The organism is Deinococcus arcticus, assembly GCF_003028415.1.
Classification (GTDB): Bacteria; Deinococcota; Deinococci; order Deinococcales; family Deinococcaceae; genus Deinococcus; species Deinococcus arcticus.
The window spans coordinates 99748-115721 of record NZ_PYSV01000015.1 but is presented as its reverse complement, the minus strand read 5'-3'; the positions used below and the strand labels follow the sequence as shown (position 1 = coordinate 115721).

The 15974-nt window shown below is 67.1% G+C and carries 12 protein-coding genes and 1 tRNA gene; 8 read left to right on the top strand and 5 right to left on the bottom strand.

Translation table 11 applies throughout. The annotated features are described in order from the left end of the window. Positions 1-51: 51 nt before the first annotated feature. From C8263_RS14695 to C8263_RS14670, 6 genes are all read left to right on the top strand, one after another. Positions 52-127: transfer RNA gene (locus tag C8263_RS14695), tRNA-Gly, on the top strand. 116 nt (positions 128-243) lie between these two features. Next, the gene (gene tgt, locus C8263_RS14690) at positions 244-1425 is read left to right on the top strand and encodes a tRNA guanosine(34) transglycosylase Tgt (protein WP_107138887.1); all 1182 of its coding nucleotides are present in this window, start codon (positions 244-246) and stop codon (positions 1423-1425) included. Between the two features lie 272 nt (positions 1426-1697). Beyond that, positions 1698-4865, top strand: a complete 3168-nt coding sequence (locus C8263_RS14685; RefSeq protein ID WP_107138886.1) for an S-layer homology domain-containing protein — start codon at positions 1698-1700, stop codon at positions 4863-4865. A gap of 94 nt (positions 4866-4959) precedes the next feature. Then, positions 4960-5904, top strand: coding sequence for a manganese-dependent inorganic pyrophosphatase (locus C8263_RS14680; RefSeq protein ID WP_107138885.1), 945 nt, complete (start codon positions 4960-4962; stop codon positions 5902-5904). A 74-nt stretch (positions 5905-5978) separates the two neighbouring features. Further along, positions 5979-7250, top strand: coding sequence for a bifunctional folylpolyglutamate synthase/dihydrofolate synthase (locus C8263_RS14675; protein ID WP_107138895.1), 1272 nt, complete (start codon positions 5979-5981; stop codon positions 7248-7250). A 56-nt stretch (positions 7251-7306) separates the two neighbouring features. After that, complete coding sequence (locus C8263_RS14670; RefSeq protein ID WP_107138884.1) at positions 7307-8803, top strand: carboxypeptidase M32; 1497 nt, start codon at positions 7307-7309, stop codon at positions 8801-8803. A gap of 100 nt (positions 8804-8903) precedes the next feature. On the opposite strand, the gene C8263_RS14665 is transcribed toward C8263_RS14670, so the two are convergent. Continuing rightward, positions 8904-9155: a hypothetical protein gene (locus tag C8263_RS14665; RefSeq protein ID WP_107138883.1), complete on the bottom strand. Its 252-nt coding sequence runs from the start codon at positions 9153-9155 to the stop codon at positions 8904-8906. 306 nt (positions 9156-9461) lie between these two features. On the opposite strand from C8263_RS14665, the gene C8263_RS14660 reads away from it, so the two are divergent. After that, positions 9462-9851, top strand: a complete 390-nt coding sequence (locus tag C8263_RS14660) for a helix-turn-helix domain-containing protein (protein ID WP_046843586.1) — start codon at positions 9462-9464, stop codon at positions 9849-9851. Positions 9852-10050: 199 nt separating this feature from the next. Here the strand turns inward: C8263_RS14660 and C8263_RS14655 are convergent, their stop codons facing one another. The 4 genes from C8263_RS14655 to C8263_RS14640 form a co-directional block, all read right to left on the bottom strand. Beyond that, a complete protein-coding gene (locus C8263_RS14655; RefSeq protein WP_107138882.1) occupies positions 10051-11751 on the bottom strand; it encodes a polymer-forming cytoskeletal protein in 1701 nt (566 codons plus the stop codon). A gap of 9 nt (positions 11752-11760) precedes the next feature. Beyond that, the gene (gene moaC / locus C8263_RS14650) at positions 11761-12276 is read right to left on the bottom strand and encodes a cyclic pyranopterin monophosphate synthase MoaC (RefSeq protein ID WP_408608067.1); all 516 of its coding nucleotides are present in this window, start codon (positions 12274-12276) and stop codon (positions 11761-11763) included. Further along, positions 12273-12878, bottom strand: coding sequence for a DUF177 domain-containing protein (locus C8263_RS14645; RefSeq protein ID WP_107138881.1), 606 nt, complete (start codon positions 12876-12878; stop codon positions 12273-12275). Before C8263_RS14645 ends, moaC begins: the two co-directional genes overlap by 4 nt. 91 nt (positions 12879-12969) lie before the next feature. Continuing rightward, a complete protein-coding gene (locus C8263_RS14640) occupies positions 12970-14028 on the bottom strand; it encodes a glucose-1-phosphate thymidylyltransferase (protein WP_107138880.1) in 1059 nt (352 codons plus the stop codon). Positions 14029-14290: 262 nt separating this feature from the next. Between C8263_RS14640 and C8263_RS14635 the strand changes: the two genes are divergently transcribed. Further along, positions 14291-15922, top strand: a complete 1632-nt coding sequence (locus C8263_RS14635) for a polysaccharide biosynthesis tyrosine autokinase (RefSeq protein WP_107138879.1) — start codon at positions 14291-14293, stop codon at positions 15920-15922. Positions 15923-15974 lie beyond the last annotated feature (52 nt).

The window sequence follows — 15974 nt, the reverse complement described above, 5'->3', positions numbered from 1 at the left end:
ACTTGGATCGCAGGATCCTGGAAAAGTCGGTCAGCGCGGGGGTTTTTTCTTGCGGGAGTAGCTCAGCTGGTAGAGCACTACCTTGCCAAGGTAGATGTCGCGAGTTCGAATCTCGTCTCCCGCTCCACTCTTTACCCCCCCTTCTTTGGAAGGGGGGCTTTTGTTTCTTGTGGTCGGTTCTGGCTTTGCCCTACACCTGTCTCTGGGGCGCCTGTCCAGCCGCGATACGGCACAATGCCGCGTATGTTCGAGTTCACGATTCAGGCTCGGGACGGCCGGGCGCGTGTGGCACAGTTCCACACGCCACGCGGCACGGTCACCACGCCTATGTTCATGCCGGTGGGCACCCAGGGCACGGTGAAGGGCATCAGTCCCCAGGAACTCCTGGAGATTGGCTCGCAGATGATTCTGGGCAACACCTATCACCTCATGCTGCGCCCAGGCGAGGCGCTGGTGGCGGCACACGGCGGCCTGCCGGGTTTCACGGCCTATCCAGGCCCCTTTCTGACTGATTCTGGCGGGTTCCAGGTCATGAGCCTGGGCCACCTGCGCAAGATCACGGAAGAGGGCGTAACCTTTAAAAGCCATCTGGACGGCAGCGCCGTGGCTCTCACCCCCGAGCGCAGCATCGCGGTACAGGAGGCGCTGGGCGCCGACATCATCATGGCGTTCGATGAATGCCCGCCGTATCCGGCCGAGCGCGAGTACATTCAGCGGAGCCTGGAGCGCACCGAGCGCTGGCTGGCCCGCTGTGTGCAGGCCAAGACCAGGCCAGAGCAGGCCCTCTTTGCCATCGTGCAGGGCGGGGTGCATCATGACCTGCGGCAACAGAGCCTGGAGTTGACCTTGCCGCATGACACCCCGGGCTTTGCCCTGGGGGGGCTGGCCGTGGGAGAGCCCAAGGAGGAGATGTACCCGGCGGTTGCCTACACCGCCGAGCGGCTGCCCGACCACAAGCCTCGTTATCTGATGGGCGTGGGCCACCCAGAGGATCTGGTCGCTGGCATAGCCCTGGGCGTGGACATGTTCGACTGCGTGTATCCCACGCGCACCGGGCGGTTTGGCTACGCCCTGACCGATGACGGCCGCCTGAACCTGAACGCCAGTGCGCCGCGCCGTCAGCTGACGCCTCTGGACGATGAATGCGATTGCTACGCCTGCCGCCACTACACCCGTGCCTATCTGGCCCATCTGGTCAAGGCTGAGGAAATGCTGGGGCCGCGCATGCTCTCCCTGCATAACCTGCGCTACCTTCACCGCCTTGTAGAGCGGGCCCGCGGCGCCATCCAGACAGGCACGTTTATCGCGTGGGCACAGACCTGGAGTGAGCGGTATTTCAAAGGGGCAGTGCCAGTCTGGTTTCAGGAGGCCCTGCGGCAGAGCGGCACTGGCTTTCACCAGACCACCCGCGATGAAAAGAAATAGTCTGCGCGCCTTCATCACTTGATCAGAAATACGTCAAAGCACGTAGAATAACGGTTTTATGGGGCTCTCAGGGTTGACCGGGTCTCTTTCATGCTTGTATCATCCGCCTGATCTGGCATTTCTGAACCGACAGGCGAAGAATGCCAGGTTGCGCGAAGGACCACGGAGAGCGGCGACTTACACCTGGGAGAGGAAACCCGGCAACTCGCCCCTACGTCTACTTCAGAGCTGCGGGATGTGCTCCGACGCGCGACGACCTTTTGGGGGTTCATATGAAGAAAAGCCTGCTCGTTCTCACCGCTGCGCTGTCCTTTGGCGCCGCCGCCGCGCAGACCACTGCGCCCGCGAGCGCGCCCCAGGTGCCCGCGCTGACCGACGTTCCCGCCGGTCACTGGGCCAAGGACGCCATCGACCGCCTGGTCAGCACCGGGATCATCCTGGGCTACCCCGACGGCACCTTCCGGGGCACGCAGAACCTGACCCGCTACGAAGCGGCCGTCATCATCGCGCGCCTGCTGGACCAGATGCGTCAGGGCCAGGTCGCGCCCAGCGACATTGACCCCGAGACCCTGACGGCGCTGCAGAACGCCATCCAGGAGCTCGCCGCCGATCTGGCCGCTCTGGGTGTGCGCGTCAGCGATCTGGAAGAGAACATGGTCAGCCGCGACGACTTCGCCCGCCTGGAAGAGCGCGTCGAGATGATCGCCGCTGCCAGCGGCGACGCCGAGGCCCTGGCCGGGATCACCGCCCAGATTGAAGAGCTGACCGCCCGCGCCGACGAGTACGACACCCTGCGTGCTGACGTTGACGACAACGCCAGCTCCATCGCCGCGCTGAACGACCTGACCGTGCTGCTGAACCAGGACATCCTGAACCTGCAGGACCGCGTCAGCGCCGTGGAAGCCGCCCAGGCCGATCTGGTGGCCCGCGCCGACTTCGACAACCTCGCTGGCCGCGTGGGCGTCGTGGAAACCCGCGTCAACAGCATCGACAACCGCGTGACCCAGCTGGAGCGCTTCGCCTTCAGCATCCAGCCCACCCTGAGCGCCACCTACTACGTGGCCCGCAGCACCCGGGATATGGACTTTGACCGCCTGATTCCCGGCACCGTCTTCACCACGGGTACGGACGGCAGCGCCACGACGGTTGATACGGCTGTGGACTACGCCGACATGACTGGTGGCCGTGTCCCAGTCGCCAATGGTCAGGCCCCGGCTCGGACGACTGATGAAACCGCCAACCAGACCCAGAACGCTGCGGCTGCAGTGAACTATTACGGGTTCTCGACCGCTGCGGGCGCTGTCAATGTTGAAGGTGCCACCACCATTAGCTTTGGCATCACCTTCGGTACGGCGACTGGCCGTTTGGACACCACCAAGAGCGCCGTCAGCGGCGCGTTCGTTCCCGGACCTGGTGGCCTGAACGTCAACAAGGTGGATGTGAGCTTTGGCATTCGTGCTGGCCTGCCCACCGCCGACAGCCGTTACCCCGATGTGGTCCAGGATGGCACGACCTACCGCCCCCTGTTCTTCTACTTCAACAACGCTACTGCTCAATTCACCGTGGGTAACGCGCCCATCACGGTGACCTTCGGCAAGAGCCTGAAGTTCAAATTCGCCGACTACATTGGTGACAACGACGCTGTGGGCCGTGGCGACGGCTACATCGTCAATGTCGACGGCAGCACCCTGCCCGTTATCGGCGCCTTCAAGCCCACTATCACGGGTGTCTACGGCAGCCGTGGCGGGGCCAACGGCGACAACATCTACTACCGTGGCCTGCGCGCCACCATCACCCCTGTGGGCACCCTGAAGGCGGGCATCCACTACATGCAGGAAGGTGCTGACGCGTTTGCCGAAGCCAACGCTGCTTTCCTGGCCACGGACCGCGCCGCTGTTGTGGGGCCGCCTGCTGTTCCCGCCTACACGGGTGTGAACACCACTCTGGTTGCTGATGTGACGGCGTTCGGCGCCGACCTGCACGGCACGGTGGGTGGCTGGCAGCTGGACAGCGAATATGCCACCAGCCGCGTCACGACTGCGACCTATGCCCGCAACGCTGGCGCCGCCCCCACACGCACCGCTGTGACCACGGTCGAGAATGCCTTCTACGCCAAGGCTGCTGGCAGCCTGGGCCCAGTGAAGTTCTACACCATCAACTACCGCAGCGTGAGCCCTGGTTACAATGCCACGGCTGGCATCATGGAAGCTGACCCCACAGCTACCAACAGCACGGCGCCCTACGTTGCTGGCCGCACCGGCTTCGGCGTCAAGGCCAAGGCAACCCTGGGCCCTGTGTCCGTGGGCGGCTACGTGGACAACAGCGTGGCATACGGCAAGAACCCCCTGGACACGGCCCGTGAGCCCAGCGCTATCGTGGACCGTGGGATCGCAGCCAAGGTCAGCCTCCTGAACCTGGTTACGGTTCGCGGTGGTTACTACGAGTACATGGCTAACGTAGCAGCTCCGATTCCAGCTGGCTTCCAGAACACTGCAGGTACTCGCTACGCAGTGCGCGCTGACGTGACGCCTGGCTTGGGCTTCAGCGTTGGTGCCTTCTTCCGCAACCTCTCGATTGCTGGATTCCGTGCAAACAGCGACAGTGGCCTCTTCTCGTACAGCACCTCTGCTTCTAGCAACGAGTTTGGTCTGACCACCACAGAGCTGGATTCGAACTCCTGCGGGGGCACCACCTGCTACAGCGAATTTGGTGTGGAAGCCAAGCACGATGGTAAGGCTGCCGACGCAATTGTTAAGAACCTGGACCTGACGCTGGGCTACAAGGCGCGCTACCGCACCGCCACGAACAGCTACAGCAACAACGTGGTGTACGGTAACGCTGCCTATAACGGTAAGGTGGGTGTCGCCAACATCAACGTGGGTGCAGGCTTCGAAACCAGCACCTACGGCAGCACAGAACTGTCGACCAACAACACGCTGGCCAACACCACCAGCTTCAACGGCACGGTGGACGTCAAGACCGACACGCTGAACACCGTGTTCCGTCCCAGCTTTGAAGCGTACGCGAAGTTCTACAACAAGAGCTACGACTACGCTGCCACCGGCGCGAACGTGGACTTCACCGCCAACGACGTGACCTACCGCGTGGGGGTGCGCCTGAACGAGTTCCTGCTGCCCAACACTAAGCTGGCCGTCTACTACGCTGGCTACGTGGGCACCAACCGCGCCTACCGCCCCTTCGCGGCCGGTGCATCTGGTACGGCTGGTACGGCGGGCACTACGGTTGACCAGTACAACTACAACCGTACACTCACCCAGAGCTTGGTGTACGTGGAAGGTAACTACTACGACCTTAGCTTCGGGTATGGCTACGGCACCCTGGGTCTGACGGGGCTGGCTGCCAGCACCACCACCGCCGCTCAGCCTGCTCAGAGCGCCCGTGGCAGCGTCTTCAAGATCAGCTACCGCGTCACCTTCTAAACCCTCTTGTTTCCAGAAGCCCCCGCTCTATGCGGGGGTTTCTTGTGTTGGCAGGCTCCGCATATGCCCGGCCGCCACCCGCTAGACTCCGGCCATGCTTGCTGTGTTCGGTCACCAGAACCCCGATACCGATGCCATCACCGCCGCGCTGGTCTACGCGCGCCTTCTGGGTCGCCAGGGCATAGACGCCCAGGCCTACCGGCTGGGGGAACCCAACTTTGAAACGGCGTTTGTGCTGCGCGAGGCGGGCGTGGACGCCCCGCCTCTGCTGGAGACCCTGCCGGCCGGCGCCCAGGTGGTCCTGGTGGACCATAACGAGAGCGCCCAGTCGCTGCCCAACCTGCACGAGCTGACCGTGACCCGCGTGGTGGACCACCACAAGCTGGGCGACCTGACCACCACCCAGCCGGCCTATCTGCGTTTTGAGCCGGTGGGCTCCACGGGCACCCTGCTGCTCAAGCTGTTCCGGGAAGCGGGCCTGAGCGTGGAGCCCCTGGACGCCCGGCTGCTGCTGAGCGCCATTCTGAGCGACACCCTGCACTTCCGCAGCCCCACGACCACCGCTGAGGACCGCGACGCTGTGGCCTTTCTGGCGCCCGTGGCCGGCATCACTGATGTGGAAGCGTACGCCCTGGCCATGTTCGCGGCCAAGAGCGACCTGGGCGACACCCCAGCTGAAACCCTGCTGCGCATGGACTACAAGGTGTTTCCATTTGGTGAGCCCACAGCGCCGCACCAGTGGGGCCTGGGCGTGATTGAAACCACCAATCCCGGCTACGTGTTCGGGCGCCAGAGCGAGCTGCTGGCCGCCATGGACAACCTGAAAGCCGAAGACGGCCTGAGCGGCGTCCTGCTGAGCGTGGTGGACATTCTGAACGAGACCAACCGCACGCTGGTGCTGAGTGCCACTGAGGAAAAGGTGCTGCGGGAAGCCTTTGGCGTGGAGACCCAGGGCCATGTGGCCGATCTGGGCGCGCGCATCAGCCGCAAGAAGCAGGTGGTGCCGGTGCTCGAAACCTATTTCACCCCCCAGGGCTGAAGCCGCCTCTGCTGGGCCGGGAGGTGGCCATGCGCGCCTGCCTCCTGGCCCACTGGCCCTTCTATGCTGAAGGCATGACCTCCGACTCCTCCTGGCCGCTGGCCCTTGACTGGCTGTTCGCCCAGCAGCGGTTTGGCATTCATCCGGGCCTGGACCGGGTGCGGGCTCTGCTGGCGCGGCTGGACAACCCCCAGGCCGCCTTTCAGACCGTCCTGGTGGGTGGCACCAACGGCAAGGGTTCGGTGGCCTCGTCCCTGGCGGCCATGTTGGGCGCGGCGGGAATTCGCGCCGGGCTCTTTACCAGTCCGCACCTCACGCGCTTTACCGAGCGCTTCGTGGTGGCGGGCCAGGAACTGCCGGAGGCCCAGGTGGCCGCTGCGCTGGCCCGCGTGCGCCCCGCCGCCGAGGCCGAGGGCGCCAGTTTCTTCGAGATCGTGACAGCTCTGGGCGCGCTGCTGTTTGCCCAGACCGGGGTGCAGGTGGCCGTGATGGAGGTGGGCCTGGGCGGGCGGCTGGACGCCACCAACGCCCTGGATCCGGGCCTGAGTGTGATCACCACCGTAGGGCTGGACCATACCGCCATCCTGGGCGACACGCCCCAGGCCATCGCTGCCGAGAAGGCGGGCATCCTGCGTGCCGGGCGTCCGGCGGTGACTGGAGTGGACGAAAACCTGCTGCCCCTGCTGCGGGCCACCGGCGCCGACCTGTGGGCCCTGGGCGCCGAGGCCCAGGCCAGCGTGACCGCGCACGGCTGGGCCGGCGCCACGGTGACCCTGCAAAGCCCAGCCGGAGAGGTGAACCTTCGCACCCCACTGTTGGGCGCGCACGGCGCCCACAACGCGGCGCTGGCGGCCCTGGCGGCGCAGCGCCTGGGCCTGAGCCCTGGGGCCATCGTGCGCGGCGCGGCGGCCACCCACTGGCCCGGGCGGCTGGAGGCCGTGCCCTGGCAGGGGCGGCGGGTGCTGCTGGACGGCGCTCACAATCCGGACGGCGCCCGCGCCCTCGTGCAGGCAGTGCGGGCGCTGGGGGTGGACCGCCTGCCCCTGGTGTTCGGTGCAGCCGAGGACAAGGACCTCGCCGGTGTGGCGGCGGCTCTGGCGCCCCTGGCCAGCGAGGTGATTCTGACGCGCGCGCGGCTGAGCCCCCGGGCGGCGGACCCGGCCGGGCTGGCCGCCCTGTTTCCCGGGGTACCCTGCACTGTGACAGCCTCGCCGGCCGAGGCCCTGGCGGCTCTGGCCGCCCGGCGGGCCGACCTCGCGCTCGTCTGTGGCAGCCTCTATCTGCTGGGCGAGGTGCGGCCCCTGCTGCTGGGCGAGGCGGCGGAGGGGCGCGAACGCTGGCAGTAGCGGGGCCGGTAAGCCAGATGGCCCAGCTCCACAGGCGCGGCGGTAGGCTGAGGGCCATGACCATGAATGATCTGATGCGCCGTCTGGGGCAGGTCAGTGATCTGGAGGCCGCCGCCCGCCTGCTGTCCTGGGAACAGGAAGTGTCCATGCCGCCCGAGGCCGCCACTGGCCGGGGCCAGCAACTGGCCACCCTGGCGGCCCTGGGCCACGAGCTGTTCACGGGGCCCGACACCGGCGCGCTGCTGCAGGCCGCGCAACCCCAGGGCGAGACCCAGGCGGCCGTGGTGCGCGTGGCCCAGCGCGACTACGACAAGGCGACCAAACTGCCCACTGCCTTTGTGGAGGAGCAGACCCGCGCCCAGAACGAGGCGCACCACGCGTGGCTGGAGGCGCGGGCCAAAAGCGACTTTGCTCTCTTCGCGCCCCACCTGGAGCGCATGATTGGGCTGGCCCGGCGCCAGGCCGACCTGATGGGCTTTGAGGATCACCCCTACGACGCTTTGCTGGACGACTACGAGCCCGGCATGCGCGCCGCGCAGGTGCGGGCCATCTTCGCCGACCTGCGCGCTCGCACCCTGCCGCTGCTGACCCGGCTGCGGCAGGCCGGGGACGCCGCCGACTACAGCGTGCTCACACGGCCCTTTGCACCGGAGGCCCAGAAGGCCTTTGCGTGGCGGGTGGCGGAAGAGGCGTTCGGGCTACGGCGCGACTTTGCCCGCCAGGATGAAAGCGCCCACCCCTTTCAGTCCAACCTCAGCCGCAGCGACATCCGTATCACCACGCGGGTGGAACCGTACTGGCCCGCCTGCTGCTTTGGCACCTGGCACGAGGCGGGGCACGCCATGTACGAGCGCGGCGTCTCCGAGCGCTGGGCCCGCACGCCGGTGTCCTCGGGCGCCAGCCTGGGCGTGCACGAAAGCCAGTCGCGGATGTTCGAGAACCTGCTGGGGCGCAGCCTGCCGTTCTGGGAGCGCTACTTCCCGGCGCTGCAGGCAGCGGCCCCCGAGGTCACGGCTGGGCTGGACCCCGAAACGCTCTACCGCGCTGTCAACCGCGTGCAGCCCAGCCTGATCCGGGTCGAAGCCGACGAGGTGACCTACAACTTCCACATCATGCTGCGGTTTGAGCTGGAACTGGGATTGCTGGAGGGCACACTGGCGGTGCGCGACCTGCCAGAGGCCTGGAACGCCCGCCTGCAGGCCGACCTGGGCCTGACCCCGCCAGACGACGCCCGGGGCGTGTTGCAGGACATCCACTGGTCGGCCGGGCTCATCGGGTACTTCCCCACCTACACCCTGGGCAACCTCCTGAGTGTGCAGCTGCTGGAAGCCGCGCGCCGCGACCCCGGGGTGGCGGCCGGCGTGGACCGCGCCGAGTATGGCCCCCTGCTGGCGTGGCTGGCCGAGCAGGTGCACCAGCATGGCCGCAGCCTGACCCCCAACGAGTTGATTGCCCAGGCCACCGGGCAGCCCCTGAGCGCTGACGCCTACGTGAGCTACCTGCACCGCAAGTACGAGGCGATTTACGGCCTGAACGCAGTGACTGGCGTCTGAAGATCAGCTCACAACAGAACAGCCGCACCCCGGGACGTCCAGGGTGCGGCTGTTCGTTTGTTCGTTGATGGGTCCGGGGGCGTCTGGAGCCCGGCAGCCTTTACACGGCCTGACGGCGCTCGGCGCGGGTGATCAGGTAGGCGCGGGCAGAATTGAGCCACGTCTGGGCCAGGTCGCTGCCGGGGTGCTGCCGCTCGCGCAGCGCGCTGACGCCCAGGTGCAGCTGCCGCTCAATGCGGCGCACGGCGCCCAGGCCGCCCTCGTTCTCGACCTCAATGAACGTGTTCAGCAGGGTGGTGGGGTGGGCGTAGCCGACGCGGATGCTCTCGGCAATGGTGTCCAGGGCGCGCATGAAGGTACTCCTTCCCGCCCGGTGGGCGGCGAGGGCTGCAAGAGGAGGAAAAGTGGGTTGGGGCGTGGGGCCTTCTGTGGGCTCATGGTAGCAGGGGAGATCGTGAAGGGCAAGAAGGGTTAACCCTCATTCTGTATTGACCGTATCGGGAGGCGGTGTTACACTCCAACCAAGGCTGCCCCATTCTGCCCACAGGCAAACCTGTTTTCGGCAGAACCCGTCGGCAGCCCCAGGCGGCACGCGCCCCGGTGCTTGGTGCAGGATCAAGCCCAGCGTGAGGCCACGCCGCAGCCAAGGAGGTGAAGAATGAAACTGCACGAACGACTCCGCGAATTGCGCAGCGAACGCGGGCTGCGGCTCAAGGACGTCGCCGAGACGGCCGGCATCAGCGTTCCGTATCTCAGCGATCTGGAACGTGGCCGCACCAACCCCAGTCTGGAAACCCTCCAGACGCTGGCGGGCGCGTACGCCATCACGGTGCATGACCTGCTCGAAGGCGTCGAGTTCTACGGTGCGTCCACCGAGGGCGCGCTGCCCAAGGGCCTCGCTGATCTGGTCGCAGACCCGACCCTGGGGCCCCAGATCACACCCGACTGGGTGCGCACCCTGTCCCGCATTGAACTGCGCGGCAAGCGCCCCCGCGACAAGCAGGACTGGTACGAGATCTACCTGCACCTGAAACGCATCCTGAACTGAGCCCCGCGCTCAGCCCCAATCCGGCTGGCCCCTGACGCACCCGCGTTCAGGGGCCAGCCGCGTGGTGGCCACTGCTGGAGGCCGGGCGAGGGGTGCCGGCGCACGCGAACGCGAAACGCCCCTCCGGCGGTGGAGGGGCGCTCTTCAGGGTCATTCAGGCGTGTTCTCATGCTGAGGGGCGTGGGCTACGGTCCTGCGTTCAGGCGGCGGCAGGAACCACGGCCGGGTCGGTGCGGGTCAGCAGCAGGGTGCCGGCCCCCCAGGCCCCGCCCACCAGCGCCACCCCAAAGGCCAGCGGCGGCAGGCTCAGGCTCGCGGCCACGGCACTCAGCCCCATCATGGCGCCCACCGCGTCGGGCAGGGGCAGGCGCGCGCGGTAGGCCAGGGCGCGCCCGGCGTCATACGCGCTGACACTCAGGCCCACGGCGATCAGCAGCGCCGCCAGGGCCGCCGCAATCAGGGCCGGGCCCAGCAGGCCCACCAGGGCCAGGCCCCCCGCCGGGCCCAGCAGCGCCGAGAGGGCCAGCACGCCCAGCGCCAGGGTGCGCATGGGGGCGTGGCGCTGCCGCCGCGCCAGCACGGGCGCCAGCCCCGAGACGAACAGCAGCAGCAGCGCGCCCCCCGTAAGGGTCACGAACACCTGCGGCCACGCGGCACCCCCCAGCCAGCCCAGGACCGGGCGGAAAGCGGCGGCCGTCACCGCGCCCAGACCCGGGGGCACAGGTGTCTGCAGGGCAGCGGCGTCACCGGGGGCGCGGCCCATCAGGGCGTTCACGCGCCCCTGCACCTGGGCGCCGGGGGCGCGGCGCACGTCGCCCAGCAGCGTGACCACCTCCCCCTGCACCCGCGCCGAGTCCTGCAACTGCACGCTGCCGCCCACCGCAATCACGTTGCCATTCACCGGGCCGCTGACCACGATGTCCTGCCCGAAGGTCACGGCCCCCCGGGTGGTGACCTCATACAGGGCGGGCAGGGTCAGGACCGCGCTCAGGGCGAAGGCCGCTCCGCCCAGCCGCTGCGCGCCGGGCGCCGGGCGCCACGTCACCAGCACACTGGTGAGCAGCAGCAGCGCCAGCCCGGCGCCCGCCACGGGCGACACCTGGGCCAGCAGGGTCTGCAAGACCAGCGCGCCGGCCGCCAGGTTGGGCCACGCGCTGGACACCGCCAGGACCATCAGGGCGCTCAGCAGCGATACCACGAGAAAGAGGGGCGCCGGGTTGCGACCCCGCCCCATCAGGACGGCGGCCACGGGCGGCGCGGCGGGCAGGGGGGCCATGGGCGCCGGTGCTCTGTCCCGGGCAATGCGCGCCGCGACCTGCGCAGCCACGCTGCTGTGGGCGGCCGGCACGGGCTGGGCCAGTCGGCTCTGCCAGGCCACCTCAGCGGCGACCGGGGCCGCCACGCTGGGCATGGGGGGCAGCGGCGCCGCCCGCACCTGCTGGCCCAGGGCGATGTCAGCCGCCACCGCCGCCGCCACGCTCTGGGGCAGTGGGGGAAGGCGGCCCTGCAGCGCTGCGCCCAGGCGGATGTTCTGTGCCGTGTGGGCCGCCACACTGCGTGGCTGGTGGGGCTGGGATTCAGCCAGTTGCCGCGCCCAGCCGATCTCGGCCGCCACCTGCGCGGCCACTGAAGGAGCGGGTGGTGGGGGCGCGGCGTTCAGGCAGGCGTGCAGGGCAATGTCCTGGGCCACCGGGCGCGCCACGCTGTGAGGGGGGAGCACTGGCCGCCGCAGCAGCGCTGTGACTGCCAGGAGCCGCGCGCGGAACTCGGCCACCTCCGGCTGCTGGGCCAGGGCCAAGAGCCGCGCCGCCTCTTCAGGCGTCAACTCACCGTCGGCCTCGCGGTGCAGCAGCTGCCGCCAGTCCGGCGCCCCGGCAGAATTGTGAGTCTCCACGCCCATACGTTTCCTCTACGGGACTGGGGCGTCTGGCGTTCCCACCTCGCCTGTTGGGTCGGCGGTCCCCGCCCGATAGGGACCGCTCTTGCCGCCGGATTTGCTCAGCAGCCGCACCCCGGTGATCTCGATGGCCTTGCTGGCCGCCTTGAGCATGTCGTAGACGTTCAGGGCGGCCACCGTTACGGCCGTCAGGGCTTCCATCTCCACGCCCGTGGGCGCCGTGGTGTGGACCCGGGCCCACACCCGCACCCCGCCGGGCTCCAGTGTGAGCTGCACCTCGGCCCCGGTCACGGGAATGGGGTGGCACAGCAGCACCAGATCGGCTGTGCGCTTGCTGCCGGCCAGGCCAGCCAGCCGGGCCACCACCAGGGGATCGCCCTTGGGGCTGGTGCCGGCTTCCAGGGCGGCGCGGGCGCCAGGAGGCAGGCGCACCCAGGCCTCGGCGGTGGCCTCCCGGGGGGTGGGCGCCTTGGCCGTCACGTCCACCATCTGGGGCTGCCCGCCCCGGAAGTGCGTGAGCTTGGTCACTCCTCGGGCACCTTCAGGTCGGCCAGGGCGGCAAAGGGATTCTGCTTGGCGTGCAGCGAGCCCTCGGGGGTGCCCAGATCATCGTCAATGGCTTCCACCGGCACCTGGGCGCTGTGCTCGCAGGGGCCCCCATTCAGGTCGTGGCCGCAGACCTGGCACAGGCCCTTGCAGGCGTCGTCGTGCAGCACGCTCAGCGGGGCCGCCAGCAGCGCCGACTCCGCCAGATACGCGCTGAGGTCCAGTTCGGGGGCGCCAAACACCAGCACCTCCTCGCCAGAGTCGGCCTCCTCCAGAAAGGGGGTATTCACGGAAGGCTCGTAGCGCATCAGGCTGCCCAGGCGCAGCGTCAGCGGCACTGGCACCTCGCGCAGGCAGCGGGCGCATTCCATCACCAGCACTGGCTCGAAGGTGCCTTGCAGGTACATCTCATGGCTGCCCAGGGCATTGACGCTCACCTCGAACGGCGCGGGCTGGGCAAAGCGCAGCACCTGCTGCGTATCGCCCTGCTCGTACTGGAGGTGATCAAGGGTGCCCCGTGCGTGGGCGTCGTCCGACGAGGAACGCAGCAGGGCCCCCAGGTGAATTCGAGGTGAATCGGTCATGGCTTCATGATAGAGCCGGGGGGCTGACAGAACCCTGAGCCTGTGAACGAAGTGGGGGGCGCTGGGGTGGTGGGCGGGCCAGCGCCCTGCCCTAGGCCAGCTCGACCACGCTGGCATCGCTGATCGTGAGCTTGTGGGTGCGGGGCAGCGTGCGCCCGCCGCGCACCTGGGCGCGCACGCCAATCAGGCAGTCCTGCAGGCGGGTGGAGACGTGCTCAATAATGGCGCCCTCATCCACCACGCTGTGCTCAACCTCGGCGCCGCGCACCACGCTGCCCTTGCCGATGCTGGTAAAGGGGCCGATATAGGCGTCTTCAATGACCACGTCCTCGCCCAGCAGCACCGGGCCCAGGATCTTGCTGCGCGTGACGCGGGCGCTGGCCGGCACCACCACATGCCCCGTGAGCTGCGCGTCTTCCACCACGCCCTGAATATTGCTTTCAATGCGTTCCAGCAGCAGGCGGTTGGCGTCCAGCAGATCGGCCGGGCGGCCCGTGTCCTTCCACCAGCCCTGCACCGCCTGCCCGGTCACGGTGCAGCCACGCTCAATCAGGCCCTGAATGCCGTCCGTGATCTCGTACTCACCCCGCGCCGAGGCGGGCATGCCGTCCAGCACTTCAAACAGTTCCGGCGTGAAGCAGTACAGCCCGGCGACGGCCAAGTTGCTGGGCGGCACGGCCGGCTTTTCCACCAGGCGCGTGATCTGTTCGCCCTGCAGTTCAGCCACTCCAAAGGCAGTGGGGTTCTCGACCTCCACCAGGGCAATCAGGGCGGTGGGCCGCGTCTGCCCAAAGCGCTCGACAAACGGCCGGGCACCAAATTCAAAGAGGTTGTCGCCCAGGTACACGCAGAAGTCATCCTGCCCCACCCACTCGCGGGCGGTGAGCACCGCGTGTCCCAGGCCCAGCTGCTCGTGCTGGTTGATCAGGGTGAGTTGCACGCCCTGCAGGTGCTCGACGGCATGCTGAATTTCGTCGCGCGTGATGTCGGAAACCACAATGCCGATCTCGGTGATGCCGGCCTGCTGCAGCGTGCCGATGGCGTGGCAGATGATAGGGTAGCCGGCCACCCGCAGCACAGGCTTGGGGCGGGTGTAGGTCAGGGGACGAAGTCGGGTGCCCAGGCCAGCAGCAGGAATAATGGCTTTCACCCCATGACTGTAAGGGAGGGCCGCCCCATGCTTCCCTGGCCTAAGGCTTACGTTTTCCTCTACACTTCAGAAGTGACTGGCAAGGCCATGGTAGATCGGGATTCATCTCGTATCATGCAGTAACCTGCGACGTCAGGTGCTTGCAGTTTAAGCTGTCGCTTTGCGGGGCCGCGCTCCAGAACGCGAGCGGCCAAGCGTGGTGTGTGATTTCAAATCAAAGGCAGGTTGACGCATTGAAACCAGGCAGAAGGAACGCTGAGGAATGACCCAGCACACCAGAACCGAACAGGAAGTGGATCTCGGGGTTTTGTGGCGGGGCGTTCGCCGCCGGCTTGGCTGGCTGATAGGAGCCGCGCTGATGCTGGGTCTGGCGACTTACTTCTGGTCACGCTCGCAGCCGGCCATTTACGCGGCCAGGGCGACCCTGCTTTCCGCGGGCAATCAGGGTGCAGACGCTGCGTTTGGCAACGCAGTCATTCGCGCCCCCATCCTGCCCGAAGGTGCCCTGCAACAGGCCCTGAAGAGCACATCAGTCATTGAGCCTATTGTGGCCAATCTCAAAGGACGAGCGGATCTTCCTGGTGCAGAGCGCGCGCAGATAACGGCGGCTTTGCAGCAGCAGCTGGCTTCGCAGACGCTGAGCAGTCTGCATCTGGGCTCAGAGATTGATCCTTACGCGGGTGGCAGTGGCGTGCACACCCTGACGGCACGTGCGAATACAGCACAGGGTGCTGCCCTGCTGGCGAATCTGGCGGCCCAGTCGTTGCTGGACTGGGACCGTGGACGCGCTGTGGAGAATGTGCGGCGCGCCGCTGCGGGGTACCGCGCCCAGCTGGCGCAGCTGGATGAACAGATCGGGCGGGCATCTGGGGTTGAGCGCCAGACGCTGATTGCCCGGCGCGCCACCTTGCAAACCAACCTGGCGAGTGTGCTGATTCTGGAAGATTCCACCATGGGCAGCCTCAGTCGCCTGTCCAGTGCTGTGGCGCCCCTCACGCCCGATGCGCCCCGGCCACTGCGAAATGCCCTCCTGGTCAGTCTATTGTCTGGTCTCATTGGACTTGGGCTTCTGTCCATGTTGAGTGTGACGGACCGCGCTGTTCGTGGCGAGGATGATCTGCTGGTCATGAACTTGCCTACTCTGGCCACCATTCCCAGACTGCGGCAGCGGGACATTGTTTTTTCTGGCATAGTACGCGCCGCGCGCCAGGCCGGCTTGTATGAGGCGATCGGCTTTCTACGGGTCAATCTCATGACGGCGCTGCAGGGCAAGGACCGTCCTATTATCCTGATCACGAGCACAGCACCGGGCGAAGGCAAGAGCAGTCTGGCTGCCACACTGGGCGACGGCTTTGCCGCCAGTGGTCAGCGTGTTCTGATTGTGGACGCAGACCTCAGGCGCGGCACACAGGAAGCCGTCTGGAAGAAATTCAACGATGGGGGGCAGTGGCATCAATTGTGCGGTACGGGCGGTGTCAGAACCACACAGGAAGCCCTGCTCAGCCCGGATAACGTTCAGGTGCTGCAAGTTGAACCCAATGTGGATATGTTGCCCGCTGGTCCCAGCCTGCACGATACCCTCTCATTGCTGAACCGAGCGGATATTGGGCGCGCCCTGCAGCTGTGGCGAGCCCAGTACGACGTAGTGCTGATTGATAGTGCGCCCCTCCTGGCTCTGGCAGACGGTCTGGTGATTGGCACGCACGCAGACGCGGTCGTCATGGTCACAGAGTATGGCCGTACCAACTTGGCTGCCGTGCGTAATGCACTGCGGCGCGCGGAACGCGGCGGCCTGAAGGTCCTGGGCGCGGTGGTCAACAAGGTGAATGCGCGCGAGGAACAAAGCTACGGCTACGGTTACGCGTACACTGCGGCGCCGAAACAGAAGAGCTAAGAACATGGGGACTTTTCCCCTGGGTAGTCCGCTCACAGGCACCAGTGTTCTG

Bases quoted from the DNA above. Each gene is read 5' to 3' on its own strand.
- C8263_RS14680 (WP_107138885.1), top strand. From the start codon at position 4,960: ATGCTTGCTGTGTTCGGTCACCAGAACCCCGATACCGATGCCATCACC.
- C8263_RS14685 (WP_107138886.1), top strand. From the start codon at position 1,698: ATGAAGAAAAGCCTGCTCGTTCTCACCGCTGCGCTGTCCTTTGGCGCC.
- C8263_RS14670 (WP_107138884.1), top strand. From the start codon at position 7,307: ATGACCATGAATGATCTGATGCGCCGTCTGGGGCAGGTCAGTGATCTG.
- tgt (WP_107138887.1), top strand. From the start codon at position 244: ATGTTCGAGTTCACGATTCAGGCTCGGGACGGCCGGGCGCGTGTGGCA.
- C8263_RS14655 (WP_107138882.1), bottom strand. From the start codon at position 11,751: ATGGGCGTGGAGACTCACAATTCTGCCGGGGCGCCGGACTGGCGGCAG.
- C8263_RS14660 (WP_046843586.1), top strand. From the start codon at position 9,462: ATGAAACTGCACGAACGACTCCGCGAATTGCGCAGCGAACGCGGGCTG.
- C8263_RS14645 (WP_107138881.1), bottom strand. From the start codon at position 12,878: ATGACCGATTCACCTCGAATTCACCTGGGGGCCCTGCTGCGTTCCTCG.
- C8263_RS14635 (WP_107138879.1), top strand. From the start codon at position 14,291: ATGACCCAGCACACCAGAACCGAACAGGAAGTGGATCTCGGGGTTTTG.
- C8263_RS14665 (WP_107138883.1), bottom strand. From the start codon at position 9,155: ATGCGCGCCCTGGACACCATTGCCGAGAGCATCCGCGTCGGCTACGCC.
- C8263_RS14675 (WP_107138895.1), top strand. From the start codon at position 5,979: ATGACCTCCGACTCCTCCTGGCCGCTGGCCCTTGACTGGCTGTTCGCC.